The sequence below is a fragment of the Mycobacterium barrassiae genome, assembly GCF_025822765.1.
Lineage (GTDB): Bacteria > Actinomycetota > Actinomycetes > Mycobacteriales > Mycobacteriaceae > Mycobacterium > Mycobacterium barrassiae.
Genome location: NZ_JACKUK010000042.1, coordinates 145,063 through 157,017 on the forward strand (window position 1 = coordinate 145,063; position 11,955 = coordinate 157,017).

14 protein-coding genes and 1 pseudogene are annotated in these 11,955 nt (G+C 67.4%); 10 read left to right on the forward strand and 5 right to left on the reverse strand.

The features are described 5' to 3' along the window. Window positions 1-9 precede the first annotated feature (9 nt). The 4 genes from H7J93_RS26970 (at window position 10) to H7J93_RS26985 (ending at window position 3,524) form a co-directional block, all read left to right on the forward strand. On the forward strand, window positions 10-576 hold the full coding sequence (locus tag H7J93_RS26970; protein ID WP_267309341.1) for a TetR/AcrR family transcriptional regulator: 567 nt from the start codon (window positions 10-12) through the stop codon (window positions 574-576). A gap of 10 nt (window positions 577-586) precedes the next feature. Beyond that, the gene (locus H7J93_RS26975; protein WP_267309342.1) at window positions 587-1,084 is read left to right on the forward strand and encodes a glutathione peroxidase; all 498 of its coding nucleotides are present in this window, start codon (window positions 587-589) and stop codon (window positions 1,082-1,084) included. A 67-nt stretch (window positions 1,085-1,151) separates the two neighbouring features. Then, entirely contained in the window at window positions 1,152-1,856 is a 705-nt protein-coding gene (locus H7J93_RS26980; protein ID WP_267309343.1) for a DUF2334 domain-containing protein, read from the forward strand. A gap of 24 nt (window positions 1,857-1,880) precedes the next feature. Then, a complete protein-coding gene (locus tag H7J93_RS26985) occupies window positions 1,881-3,524 on the forward strand; it encodes an FAD-binding dehydrogenase (protein ID WP_267309344.1) in 1,644 nt (547 codons plus the stop codon). 75 nt (window positions 3,525-3,599) lie between these two features. On the opposite strand, the gene H7J93_RS26990 is transcribed toward H7J93_RS26985, so the two are convergent. Then, complete coding sequence (locus tag H7J93_RS26990) at window positions 3,600-4,253, reverse strand: MBL fold metallo-hydrolase (protein WP_267309345.1); 654 nt, start codon at window positions 4,251-4,253, stop codon at window positions 3,600-3,602. Between the two features lie 44 nt (window positions 4,254-4,297). Between H7J93_RS26990 and H7J93_RS26995 the strand changes: the two genes are divergently transcribed. Genes H7J93_RS26995 through purQ form a run of 3 tightly spaced genes read left to right on the forward strand, consistent with a single transcriptional unit; the run spans window position 4,298 to window position 5,921 of the window. Then, the gene (locus H7J93_RS26995) at window positions 4,298-4,963 is read left to right on the forward strand and encodes an ATPase (protein ID WP_267309346.1); all 666 of its coding nucleotides are present in this window, start codon (window positions 4,298-4,300) and stop codon (window positions 4,961-4,963) included. 35 nt (window positions 4,964-4,998) lie between these two features. Further along, window positions 4,999-5,250 carry a phosphoribosylformylglycinamidine synthase subunit PurS gene (gene purS / locus H7J93_RS27000; protein ID WP_267309347.1) on the forward strand — a complete coding sequence of 84 codons (252 nt, stop codon included), beginning with the start codon at window positions 4,999-5,001 and terminating at the stop codon, window positions 5,248-5,250. Next, window positions 5,247-5,921 carry a phosphoribosylformylglycinamidine synthase subunit PurQ gene (gene purQ / locus H7J93_RS27005; RefSeq protein ID WP_267309348.1) on the forward strand — a complete coding sequence of 225 codons (675 nt, stop codon included), beginning with the start codon at window positions 5,247-5,249 and terminating at the stop codon, window positions 5,919-5,921. The genes purS and purQ overlap by 4 nt, the downstream gene beginning before the upstream one ends. Here purQ and H7J93_RS27010 read toward each other — a convergent pair. The 3 genes from H7J93_RS27010 to H7J93_RS27020 are packed head-to-tail and all read right to left on the reverse strand — an operon-like array spanning window position 5,918 to window position 8,535. Further along, a complete protein-coding gene (locus H7J93_RS27010; RefSeq protein WP_267309349.1) occupies window positions 5,918-6,664 on the reverse strand; it encodes an SDR family NAD(P)-dependent oxidoreductase in 747 nt (248 codons plus the stop codon). The two genes, purQ and H7J93_RS27010, sit on opposite strands and share 4 nt — an antisense overlap. A 45-nt stretch (window positions 6,665-6,709) precedes the next feature. Next, window positions 6,710-7,507, reverse strand: coding sequence for a family 1 encapsulin nanocompartment shell protein (locus H7J93_RS27015; RefSeq protein WP_267309350.1), 798 nt, complete (start codon window positions 7,505-7,507; stop codon window positions 6,710-6,712). Beyond that, entirely contained in the window at window positions 7,507-8,535 is a 1,029-nt protein-coding gene (locus tag H7J93_RS27020) for a Dyp-type peroxidase (protein ID WP_267309351.1), read from the reverse strand. The genes H7J93_RS27015 and H7J93_RS27020 overlap by 1 nt, the downstream gene beginning before the upstream one ends. Window positions 8,536-8,587: 52 nt before the next feature. On the opposite strand from H7J93_RS27020, the pseudogene H7J93_RS27025 reads away from it, so the two are divergent. Further along, window positions 8,588-9,842, forward strand: a pseudogene (locus H7J93_RS27025) (M18 family aminopeptidase). Here H7J93_RS27025 and H7J93_RS27030 read toward each other — a convergent pair. Next, entirely contained in the window at window positions 9,803-10,246 is a 444-nt protein-coding gene (locus tag H7J93_RS27030; protein WP_267309352.1) for a nuclear transport factor 2 family protein, read from the reverse strand. The pseudogene H7J93_RS27025 and the gene H7J93_RS27030 sit on opposite strands and share 40 nt — an antisense overlap. Window positions 10,247-10,332: 86 nt before the next feature. Here H7J93_RS27030 and H7J93_RS27035 point away from each other — a divergent pair, with 86 nt between their 5' ends. After that, window positions 10,333-10,680, forward strand: a complete 348-nt coding sequence (locus tag H7J93_RS27035; protein WP_267309353.1) for a VOC family protein — start codon at window positions 10,333-10,335, stop codon at window positions 10,678-10,680. 63 nt (window positions 10,681-10,743) lie between these two features. Then, the gene (locus tag H7J93_RS27040) at window positions 10,744-11,952 is read left to right on the forward strand and encodes a cation:proton antiporter (protein ID WP_267309354.1); all 1,209 of its coding nucleotides are present in this window, start codon (window positions 10,744-10,746) and stop codon (window positions 11,950-11,952) included. Window positions 11,953-11,955 lie beyond the last annotated feature (3 nt).

The window sequence follows — 11,955 nt, forward strand, 5'->3', positions numbered from 1 at the left end:
GATGGCCACATGAGCAGGGCTTCCTATCACCACGGCGACCTGAAGGCCGTCATCCTGGCGCAGGCCGCCGAACTCGTGGCCCAGCGCGGCGCCGACGGCATCTCGCTACGGGAATTGGCCAGGGAAGCCGGGGTGTCTCACGCGGCGCCTGCGCATCACTTCACCGATCGTCGCGGCCTCTTCACCGCGCTGTCGACCCAGGGCTGGCGACTACTGGCCGAGGCCCTGAAAGGGGCCAGACCGGATTTCGTCGAGGCGGCTCTGGCGTACGTCCGGTTCGCGCTCGACCATCCCGGGCACTACGCCGTGATGTTCGACCGTTCGCTCGTCGATCCCGACGACCCCGAGCTGATCGCGGCGCAGGAGGCGGCGGGTGCAGAACTGAGACAGGGCGTCGGCACTTTGAACGACGCGCGCGCGGAGAAGGATCCTCAAGCCGCGGCGCTGGCGGCGTGGTCTCTGGTGCACGGCTTTTCGCTGCTGTGGCTGAACGGCAACATTCCAGCGATCGACACCGACGGCGACCCGATGGGGACTGTGCACCGTGTCGCGGGGATGCTGTTCAAGACGCGGTAGCGTGCCACCTATGACCGATACTTCCCTCACCGATATCCCACTGACCACTCTCGACGGTCAACCGACCACGCTCGGCCAACTCGCCGACGGCGCCGCACTGGTGGTCAACGTCGCCTCGAAATGTGGTCTCACGCCGCAGTACACCGCGCTGGAGAAGTTGGCCAAGGACTACCGGGACCGCGGTCTGACGGTCATCGGTGTGCCATGCAATCAGTTCATGGGGCAGGAGCCGGGTTCGGCCGAGGAGATCGCCGAGTTCTGCTCGACCACGTACGGGGTGACGTTCCCGCTGCTGGAAAAGACCGATGTCAACGGTGAGAACCGGCACCCCCTCTATGCCGAGTTGACCAAGACGGCCGATGACGCGGGCGAAGCCGGCGACATCCAGTGGAACTTCGAGAAGTTTCTGTTGGCGCCGGGCGGCAAGGTGGTCAAGCGGATCCGGCCGCGGACCGAGCCGGATGCCCCCGAAATGATCGCGGCCATCGAAGAAGTCCTGCCGCGATAGCCGAAAAGACAACTGCAGTACCGGTGTTGGACATCGTCTCGACACCTGACGTTGCCACCATGAGGGTGTGGCTGGACAACTGATCGTCTCGGTCTCCGGCATCAGCGACCGCACCATGCCCGAGGTCGAGGACTTCTGCGGCCAGCTCCGCGTGCGCGGGGTGCCGGTGTCGTTTCTGGTGGCGCCGAGGATCAAGGGCGGGTACCGACTCGACGGGGATGCCGCGACGGTCGGATGGCTTGCCGCTCGCCGCGACGCGGGCGACGCCATTGTGCTGCACGGTTTCGACGAGGCGGCCACCAAGAAGCGACGTGGCGAGTTCGCGACTCTGCCTGCGCACGAGGCCAATCTGCGGCTGATGGCCGCGGACCGGGTGATGGAACATGTGGGGCTGCGCACGCGCTTGTTCGCCGCACCGGGGTGGACGCTGTCGCCGGGAACGGTCACGGCGCTGCCCCGCAACGGCTTTCGGGTAGCGGCGGCACTGACCGAGATCATGGACCTGGTGCGCCATACGGCGGTCCGCGCCAGGGTGCTCGGCATCGGCGAGGGGTTTCTCAGTGAGCCCTGGTGGTGCCGCACGCTCGTGCTCTCAGCCGAACGAACAGCTCGACGCGGCGGCATCGTGCGCGTCGCCGTCGCGGCCCGTCACCTGCGCAGGCCCGGACCCCGCCAGGCGATGCTCGACGCCGTCGACCTTGCGCTGATGCGCCGGTGCACACCAGCGGTGTACCGATGGACCCCTTCCAGCGCATTGACAGACGCCGCATAGGCGCCGCCCGCTAACGTGGCGGCCATGGCAGACGCTGATGTCATTGTCGTGGGGGCGGGTCTGGCCGGACTGGTCGCCGCATGTGAACTCGCCGAACGCGGGCGGAAGGTTCTGATCGTCGACCAGGAGAACGCCAACAACGTCGGAGGCCAGGCGTACTGGTCGTTCGGGGGGCTGTTCTTCGTCGACAGCCCCGAACAGCGTCGGCTGGGTATCCGCGACAGCCACGAACTGGCGCTGCAGGACTGGCTCGGCTCGGCGGGATTCGACCGGCCCGAGGACCACTGGCCGAAGCAGTGGGCGCATGCCTACGTCGACTTCGCGGCGGGGGAGAAGCGCGGTTGGCTGCACGAGCGGGGGCTCAAGACCTTCCCGGTGGTCGGATGGGCCGAGCGCGGCGGCTACGACGCGCGCGGACACGGCAACTCGGTGCCGCGGTTCCACATCAGTTGGGGCACCGGCCCCGCGATCGTCGAGGTCTTCGCCCGTCGCCTGCGTGACAACGCCAAGGTCCGGTTCGAACACCGCCGTCGTGTCGACGAGCTGATCGCCGAGGACGGCGCCGCCGTCGGGGTCCGCGGCGCGGTGCTGGAGCCGTCGAACGAGCCGCGGGGTGTGGCGTCATCGCGAAACACCGTCGGCGAGTTCGAGTTCCGGGCGCAAGCGGTGATCGTCGCCAGCGGGGGGATCGGTGGTAACCACGACGTCGTCCGGCAGAACTGGCCCAAGCGGATGGGCCGGGTGCCCGAACAGCTGCTGAGCGGAGTGCCCGCACACGTCGACGGACGGATGATCGGTATCACCGAGTCGGCGGGGGCGCGGGTGATCAACAGCGACCGGATGTGGCATTACACCGAGGGCATCACCAACTACGACCCGATCTGGCCGCTGCATGGCATTCGGATCATTCCGGGCCCGTCGTCGATGTGGCTCGACGCCACCGGAAAACGCTTGCCGCCACCGCTTTATCCCGGTTTCGACACGCTCGGGACATTGGAGTACATCGCCCAGACAGGTCATGACTACACGTGGTATGTGCTCAACGCGCGCATCATCGAGAAGGAGTTCGGCCTTTCGGGGCAGGAGCAGAACCCGGATCTGACGGAGCGCAGCGTGCGTCAGGTGCTGGCCCGCGTCCGGCCGGGCCCGCCGCCGCCCGTGCAGGCGTTCATCGACAAGGGTGTCGACTTCGTGACGGCGAACTCCTTGCGCGAGTTGGTATCCAAGATGAACGCGGTGCCCGACGTCGAGCCTCTCGACTACGACCAAGTCGAAGCCGAGGTCACCGCCCGCGACCGTGAGGTCGTCAACAAGTACACCAAGGACAGCCAGATCACCGCCATCCGCGGGGCGCGGGCATTCCTGTCAGACAGGATCAGCCGCGTCGTGGCTCCGCACCCGATCACCGACCCAAAGGCCGGCCCGCTGATCGCGGTCAAGTTGCACATCCTCACCCGGAAGTCGTTGGGCGGCTTGGAAACCGACCTCGAGTCGAGAGCGCTGCGGCGTGACGGATCGGTGTTCAGCGGACTGTATGCCGCGGGGGAGGCCGCCGGGTTCGGCGGCGGCGGCGTGCACGGTTACCGCTCGCTGGAGGGCACATTCCTGGGTGGGTGCGTGTTCTCGGGGCGCGCGGCGGGTCGGGCGGCGGCACGGGATACCGCATAGGCACGGGGTGGGCTCAACAGACGCAAAGGGTCCCGACACGCCGGAGAAACAAAGAACTTTGCGTCTGGTCGCGGATTAGAAGTCCGTGCCGTTCTCTTCCTCGAGCACCTGGAAGTCGGTATCGGTCATCTCTTCCAGTCGGCCGTAGAAGATTCCGCGCGCATCGGGATTGACGAAGCCCTGATGGATGGGAACCGCATGCGTCGGAGCCACCGCGCGCAGATAGTCCACCGCCTCCGAGACTTTCATCCACGGTGCGGCGGCAGGCGTCGCGAGCACATCGACCGGCTCGGCGGGAACGAAGAGGGCATCACCGGGATGCATGAGTCGCGCAGCATGGCTGCCGTCGCCGACGAGATACGAAATGTTGTCTATCACAGGGATTTCGGGGTGAATCACCGCGTGACGACCGCCCGTTCCCCGCACCGTGAGGTGTCCGACGCTGAATTCGTCGCCGGCGTGCACCGCCTGCCATGAACCGCCGAGTTGCGCCGCGGTCTGCGGATCGGCATAAAGCGCCGCCTGCGGATTGCCGTCCAGGAGAGCGGGTAGGCGCGACGTATCGGCGTGGTCGGGATGCTGATGGGTGATCAGGATGGCGGACAAGCCGGTGATGCCCTCGAATCCGTGGGAGAACACACCAGGATCGAACAGAATCGTGGTCTCGTTGGCGGAATCGTCACGAAAGTTCGCGAGTAGGCAGGAATGGCCGAAATGCGTCAATTGCATGCCTATATTGTGCGCGCAGGGATTCCCCAGGGGGTACTTCGGACGTGCGATTGTTGCTGGCGCTGGCCGTCGCCACATACGGGTTGGTCATCGCCCCAGGCACGTCGGCCACGGCCGTGCCCGGTGTCTGCCCGCCGATCTGCGACGCGGTCCCCGACGGAGCGTGGATCGAGCCCACCGCGGTGCCGCTCTACGACGTCTACCACTGGCCGGGCCTGGCCGGTCTCGCCGTCAGTGCGCCCGCGCCGCGGTTCACCTTCGAGGAGATCTGCATATCGCCGCCGATCATCGGCGACGCCAGGAACTATGCCGTCGCCGCGCAGGCGACAGTGCCCAAACCGCCCGGCCAGTGGCAGCTGCGGGCACAGATCGTGCACTGGCGCGGGGATACGGCGCATTTCGGACCGACCGCAGCGGCGACCGTCGAACAGGCCAGGACCCGGCTGCGGGACTGCCAGCTCACCGCGCCGCTGGCGTCCCCGTCGATCACCACCAGCGATCCGTTGCGCCTGGCCGCGGTGATCAGCATCCCCGGTCAGCGGGTGATCCACCAGTACCTGCTGGCCGACCCGTCCAGCAGCACCGTCGTCGAACTGGCGATGTGGTCTACGCTGCCGCCGCTGGTGCCCTGGCCTGCGGTGCCCGACCGGCAGGTGCTCGACGCGATGGCCGCCCCGCTCTGCGATGTGTATCTCGGTTCGTGCCGGTGAGGCGTGCCGGTCGAACCCGCAGGTAGAGTGATCGCGTGGCAAGGGTGGTGGTGAATGTAATGCCCAAGGCCGAGATCCTCGATCCGCAGGGGCAGGCGATCGTCGGCGCACTGGGACGTCTCGGCTTCGGAGGCGTCTCAGATGTGCGGCAGGGTAAGCGATTTGAGCTCGAGGTCGACGACAGCATCGACGACGACCAGCTCGCCGAAATTGCCGAATCGCTGTTGGCGAACACCGTCATCGAGGACTGGAGCGTGAGCCGGGAGCCGGCGGAGAACGAGTCATGAGCGCCCGAGTGGGCGTCATCACATTTCCTGGCACACTCGACGACGTCGACGCCGCCAGGGCGGTCCGATTGGCGGGCGGGGAAGCCGTCAGCCTCTGGCACGCCGACGCCGACCTCAAGCGGGTTGACGCGGTCGTGGTGCCCGGCGGGTTCTCCTACGGCGATTACCTGCGCACCGGGGCCATCGCGAAATTCGCTCCGGTGATGGGCGAGGTCATCCGCGCCGCCGCACAGGGGCTGCCGGTGTTGGGTATTTGCAACGGTTTTCAGATCCTGTGTGAGGCGGGCCTGCTGCCGGGCGCGCTGACGCGTAACGCCGGCCTGCACTTCGTCTGCCGGGATCTGTGGCTGGAGGTGGTGTCGAACTCGAGCGCGTGGACCTCGCGCTACGAGGTGGGTGCCGACCTGCTGGTGCCGTTGAAATCGGGCGAGGGCCGGTACGTCGCCAGCGAGGCCGTGCTCGACAAGCTCGAGGGTGAGGGCCGGGTGGTCTTCCGGTACCGCGACAACCCCAACGGTTCGATGCGCGACATCGCGGGAATCGCGTCAGCCAACGGCCGGGTGGTCGGTCTCATGCCACACCCCGAGCACGCCACCGAAGCGCTGACCGGCCCGTCGGACGATGGGCTCGGCCTGTTCTACTCCGCCCTCGACCTGGTGCTGGCCGCCTAGGCCACGGGTCGGATCGCCGGCGCTCCGCCACCGACCTGCAGCACGGCGCCGTTGATGTAGCTGGCCGCGGGTGAGGCGAGGAACGCCACGGCTCGCGCGATCTCCTCGGGTTCGCCGAGCCGCTTCATCGCCGTCGTGCGGGCAACACCGTCGATGAAGTCACCGAGCTCCGCCGTCCCTTCCGTCCGCACCGGCCCCGGAGCAACGGCGTTGACCCGGACCCCGGTTTCGCCGAACTCGTCGGCCCAGTGCTTGGTCAGCAGATCGAGCGACGCCTTGCTGGCGCCGTAGATGCCCGCGCCGGCGGCGGGGGTGGTGGCGGCCAGGGTGCTGACGTTGACGACCGCACCGTGGCCGCGCTCGATCATGCCCGGAACCAGCTGCTGAACCAGGATGTACGGGGCACGCACGTTGGTGTCGAAGTGGAAGTCGAAGTCGGTGTCCACCGTCTCGAACGTCGGAGCCATCGTGTACACGCCGGCGTTGTTGACCAGGACGTCCACCGGCCCGGCCTCGGCCGCCAGCCGCCGGACGTCGCCGGGATCGCCCAGATCCGCGCCGACGAATCGCGCCTTGCCGCCGTTGTTCTCGATCTCCGTGACGACCTTGGCGCCGCGCTCGGCGTTGCGGCCGTGCACGATCACCTCGGCTCCCTCACGCGCGAGTTCGACCGCGATCGCGCGGCCGATGCCTGCGGTCGCCCCGGTCACCAGTGCGGTGCTGCCTGTGAAGACGTTGCTCATACACCGCAAAAGTCCTATTCCAGACTGTTTATTCCATAACGTGACTTACGGGGTCAGTGCGACCGACGCCTCCGCGGTGTAGCACAGGAACGTCAACGTCTCCTGCAGGTACAGCTGGACGGTTCCGGCGTCGTGGGAGAGATAGCCGATCGACACATCGGTGCCCAGCTGCAGGTCGAAATCGCCGCCGCGGGTGGACAACACGAACGCGCCGTCGATGGCGGGCGCCCAGATGATGTCGCCGTCCACCAGCCGGTTGAGGTGCTCGCGGATCGGATAGCCGTGCTGGGTGGTCTCGCTGACCTTGGTGTACACGTCGGCCGACAGCAGCACCGAATACGGACCGGCGACACCGGCGAGCCGCAGCTCCGACAGTGCCTGGGAGATGACGTCGGGGATGTCGCGGGCGTCGTCGGGTAATGCCAGCGAAGGATTGTTGCTGCAGGCGCGGATGCCCTCGATGGACGCGGCATCGTAGCCCTCGAAGATCGCCCGGTCCTCGACGAACGCCAGCTTCTTGGCGGCATCCTTGACGGGATCCCAGTCGGAGTCCTGCGAGCCCCGCTCGACGTCGTCGATGTCGGTGCGGTTCAGCGTGAACGGAACCCGCAGCCGGACCAACGGCTTGCTTTCGCGCAGATGAGCCACGACGCCGTCGGCCGGCGGTGCGGTATCGCGCAGGTGGCCGGTGCTGATGGCCGCGGTCACCGGGCCCCCCGGCTCGCTGACATCGACGACGCGACGTCCGGCAATGTGCCGCTTGAACGTGCGCGTCGCCTCCAACTCGATTTCTTCCCAAGCGGATTCGGTGATCGGAGCGAGCTCGCGATACAGGTTGTTCATCAACGGATTCCTTTCAGGCTGCCGATGCGCAACGAACCGTCCCGGATGGGCACGTCGGCGGGCTGGTCATCTTCGTCGTCTGCTGCCGGTTCTGTATCCGGCAGCGGTGGCGGGTTGTTGAGGAAATCGACGATCGGCGTGAAGAACTTGCCGCCGGTCACCGCGGTGGAGAACTCGAGGATGTGGTCGGTGTTGCCCGGCGGGTCGCCGATGAACATGTTGGACAGCATCTTCTCGGTGACCGCCGCTGTGCGGGAGTAGCCGATGAAATACGTTCCGTACACGCCCTTTCCGACCTCGCCGAACGGCATGTTGTGCCGCACGATCTTGAGTTCGGTGCCGTCCTCGTCCTCGATGACGTTCAGCGCGATGTGGGAGTTCGCCGGTTTGACGTCGTCGGCCATCTCGATGTCCTCGAGCTTGGTTCGGCCGATCACCAGTTCCTGCTCGGTCACCGTCAGCGCGTCCCACGCCGACATGTCATGCAGGTACTTCTGCACGTGGACGTAGCAGCCGCCGGCGAAATCGGGGTCCTCGTCGCCGATCTCGGTGGCGGACACCGCAAGTGGGCCGTCGGGGTTCTCCGTACCGTCGACGAAGCCGAGCAGGTCGCGGTTGTCGAAGAAGCGGAAGCCGTGGGTTTCGTCGACGACGGTGACCGCGCCGAGCGCCTTGACGATGCGGCCCGCCAATTCGAAGCACATGTCCAGCGAGTTGGCCTTGATGTGGAACAACAAATCGCCGGGGGTCGACGGCGCGTGATGACGTCCGCCCTTCAACTCGATGAAAGGCGTCAGCTCTGCAGGCTTCGGGCCTGAGAACAGCCGGTCCCAGGCGTCGGAGCCGATCGACGTCACTACCGACAGCTTCTTGTCGGGGTCGCGAAACCCGACCGCGCGCACCAGGCCGGCGATGTCGGGCAGCCCGTCGTGCACGGCCGCATCGCCGCCCTCGTCGATGGTCACCACCAGGAAGATGGCTGCAGGTGTGAGCGGCGCTGTCACCGGCTGTGGCAGTGGGGCGGGCACCGTTCGACCCTAATTCAAGATCCTGGGCGATGATCGGAGAAGATGAAGAACCATGTCGGCAAGTCCAGCGGGCCTGTGTGAGTTCATCGATGCGTCGCCGTCGCCGTTTCACGTCTGCGAGACCGCGTCAGACCGGTTGCGCGCGGTGGGTTTCACGGAGCTCTCGGAGGGCGAGGCGTGGCCCGGTCAGGGTCGGTTCTTCACCGTGCGCGCGGGCTCGCTGGTCGCCTGGCAGTCCGCCGACCCCGACAGTCCGTTCCGGATCGTCGGTGCCCACACCGACAGTCCGAACCTGCGCGTCAAACAACACCCGGACCGGTTCGTGTCGGGCTGGCAGGTGGTCGCGCTGCAGCCCTACGGCGGGGCTTGGCTCAACTCGTGGCTGGACCGCGACCTCGGCATCAGCGGACGGCTGTCCGTCAGGACGGGGAACGCGATCGACCACCGGCTGATCCGCATCGACGACCCGATCCTGCGTGTGCCGCAGCTGGCGATCCATCTCGCCGAGGACCGCAAGTCGGTGTCGCTGGACCCGCAGCGCCACGTCAACGCCGTGTGGGGCGTCGGCAGCGGGACCCGGTCCTTCCTCGGCTACGTGGCCGAGCGGGCCGGGGTGGACGTCGCCGATGTGCTCGGCGCGGACCTGATGACCCACGACCTCGCGCCGTCGCGGCTCACGGGGGCCGGACAGGAACTGCTCAGTGCGCCGCGGTTGGACAACCAGGCGACCTGCTACGCAGGTCTGGAGGGTTTCCTGGCGGCCGAGCCGGGTCGCTATACCCCGGTGCTGGCGTTGTTCGATCACGAGGAGGTCGGTTCGCAGTCCGATCACGGTGCGCAGTCCGAACTGTTGCTCACTGTGCTGGAGCGCATCACGCTGGCCGCGGGGGGCGGCCGGGAGGAGTTTCTGCGACGGCTTCCCGGATCGATGGTGGCGTCGGGAGATATGGCCCATGCCACGCACCCGAACTTACCCCGAGCGCCACGAACCGGGCCACCTCATCGAGGTGAACGCCGGCCCGGTGCTGAAGGTGCAGCCGAACCTGCGCTACGCCACCGACGGCCGGACCGCGGCCGCGTTCGCGCTGGCGTGCGACCAGGCGGGTGTCGCGCTGCAGCGCTACGAGCACCGGGCCGATCTGCCGTGCGGGTCCACCATCGGCCCGATGACCTCGGCGCGCACCGGCATTCCGACAGTCGATGTCGGTGCGGCCCAACTGGCCATGCATTCGGCGCGTGAGGTCATGGGTGCCGACGACGTCGCGGCCTACTCGGCAGCGTTGGGCGCGTTCCTGGCGCCGGCCTGATTCACTCCAGGGTCGACTCCTGAATCGACACGGTCGTAACGGATGACGTTCTCCACGACGATGCCGTCGCGGCTGCGCACCCGGTCGAGACCACGGATCGCAATCGGACCGTCCGGTCCGGTGCCGCGGCCGACGTAGTGCAGGTACACGAGCTGTTCGCCGGGGGTTTGGCCGTCGACGGTGGCGCTGTCGACGAGCTGCAGCCGCAGGTCGGGTACCTTGGTGATGAGTTCGACGATCTTCGCGGTGTACGCGTCGCGGCCGCGCACCGGCGTCGGCTCGCCCTGCCAGTAGCCGACGATGTCGTCGGCCAGGATGTCGCCGATACGTGACTCGGCGGGCGCGGCCCAGAAGGCCGCCCACATCTCGGCGCTGAACTTGAGTGGGGTTTGGGTTTCGGTCATGGCCCAAGCCTGCGGGCGATTGCGGGGCCGCTCAATTACGTGCGACGTAAGCGCATTTGTCACCGGACCGGCCTAGGGTCAGCGGCATGGCACTCAAGGTGGAGATGATCACGTTCGATTGCGTCGACCCTGACGCCCTCGCCGACTGGTGGGCGCGCGCCGCGGGTGGCGACGTGAATGCCGTCGCACCAGGCGAATTCGTCATGGTCTCCAGTGAAGGGCGACCCGCGCTGGGCTTCCAGCGGGTACCCGATCCGACGCCGGGGAAGAACAAGGTCCATCTGGACTTCCACGCCGCCGACAAGGAGGCGGAAGTGGCCCGGCTGGTCGGCCTCGGTGCACGGGAGACCGGGCGGAACAGTTTCGGAGAGGACTTCGAGTGGGTCGTGATGGCCGACCCCGAGGGCAACGCGTTCTGCGTCGCAGGGGGCTGACCTCGACGGCGAGAAACGTGCTTCGGCCCGAGTGAGGGCTGTTTCGCTGGAAAGATCGCTCGCGTGCTGGTCTCGCTGATCGCCGTGTCGGTCGTGGTGGCCGCCTGGGCGCTCGGCGCCAAGCGACTGGAGCGGTGGCGGGTGACCGCGCCGATGATTCTGGTGCTCGCGGGCGTGGCCGTCGGCTTCCCCCTCCGCGACGGGCTGGAGTCCTCACTCGATGCCGAAGTCGCCGAGCACATTGCCGAAATCATTCTCGCGGTGCTGCTGTTCCTCGATGCCACCGATGTCCGGGGCGGCCTCTTCGGCACCGAACGGCGCGGCGCGGTGCGGCTGCTGTTCGTCGCGATGCCGCTGAGCCTCGTGGCGTCGGTCCTGCTGGGCGAATGGTTGCTGCCGGGCCTGGACTGGGCGGTGCTGCTCGTCATCGCCTGTGTCGTGGTGCCCATCGATTTCGCGCCGGCGGCGTCCATCCTGCGCGACGGCCGGGTACCCGAGCGGATCCGCAGCGTCCTGAAGGTCGAGAGCGGCTACAACGACGGAATCGTCTCGCCGGTGTTCATCTTCGCGCTCGTGCTCGCCGGCGACGACTCGCGCGGTGTGACGCCACTGCAAGCGCTGAGTTCGGCGCTGCCGCAAGCGATCAAGGCCATCATCGTCGGTCTCGTGGTCGGCGCGGTGCTGGCTGTCGTGGCCAACGCCGCCGAGCGGCGCGATCTGATGACCGACCAGTCGAAGCGGCTCATCCTGGTCACCGCACCGCTGATGTCGTACGGGCTGAGCGTGGCGGTGTCCGGCAGCGGGTTCGTCTCCGCGTTCGTCTGCGGTATCGCGCTCAACTATCTGCGGCGCTCGCCGAGCTTCCGCCGCGACCTCGAACTCGTCGACGACGTCGGTGCGCTGCTCACCGCGGCGATGTGGTTCGTCTTCGGCGGCGTGACCGTCCTGGCGCTGTCGTCCGGCGTCCCGGTCGGCATGCTGGTCTTCTGCCTGATGGCCCTGACACTGGTTCGGATGGTGCCGATCCTGGTGGCGCTGATCGGTACGGGATTCTCCTGGCGCGACCGGCTGCTGATCGGCTGGCTGGGCCCGCGCGGCACGACCTCGATCGTGTTCGGTCTGTTGGCGTTCAACGTGCTGGCGGGCGATGCCGCCGACCAAGCGCTTCTGGCCACCGTGGTCGTGGTTCTGGGCAGCGTGGTGCTGCATGGAATCGGCGCGCCCGCGGCTGCGCACGCCCGCGGCGACTCGCAAACTAGACTGACCGCGTGACGT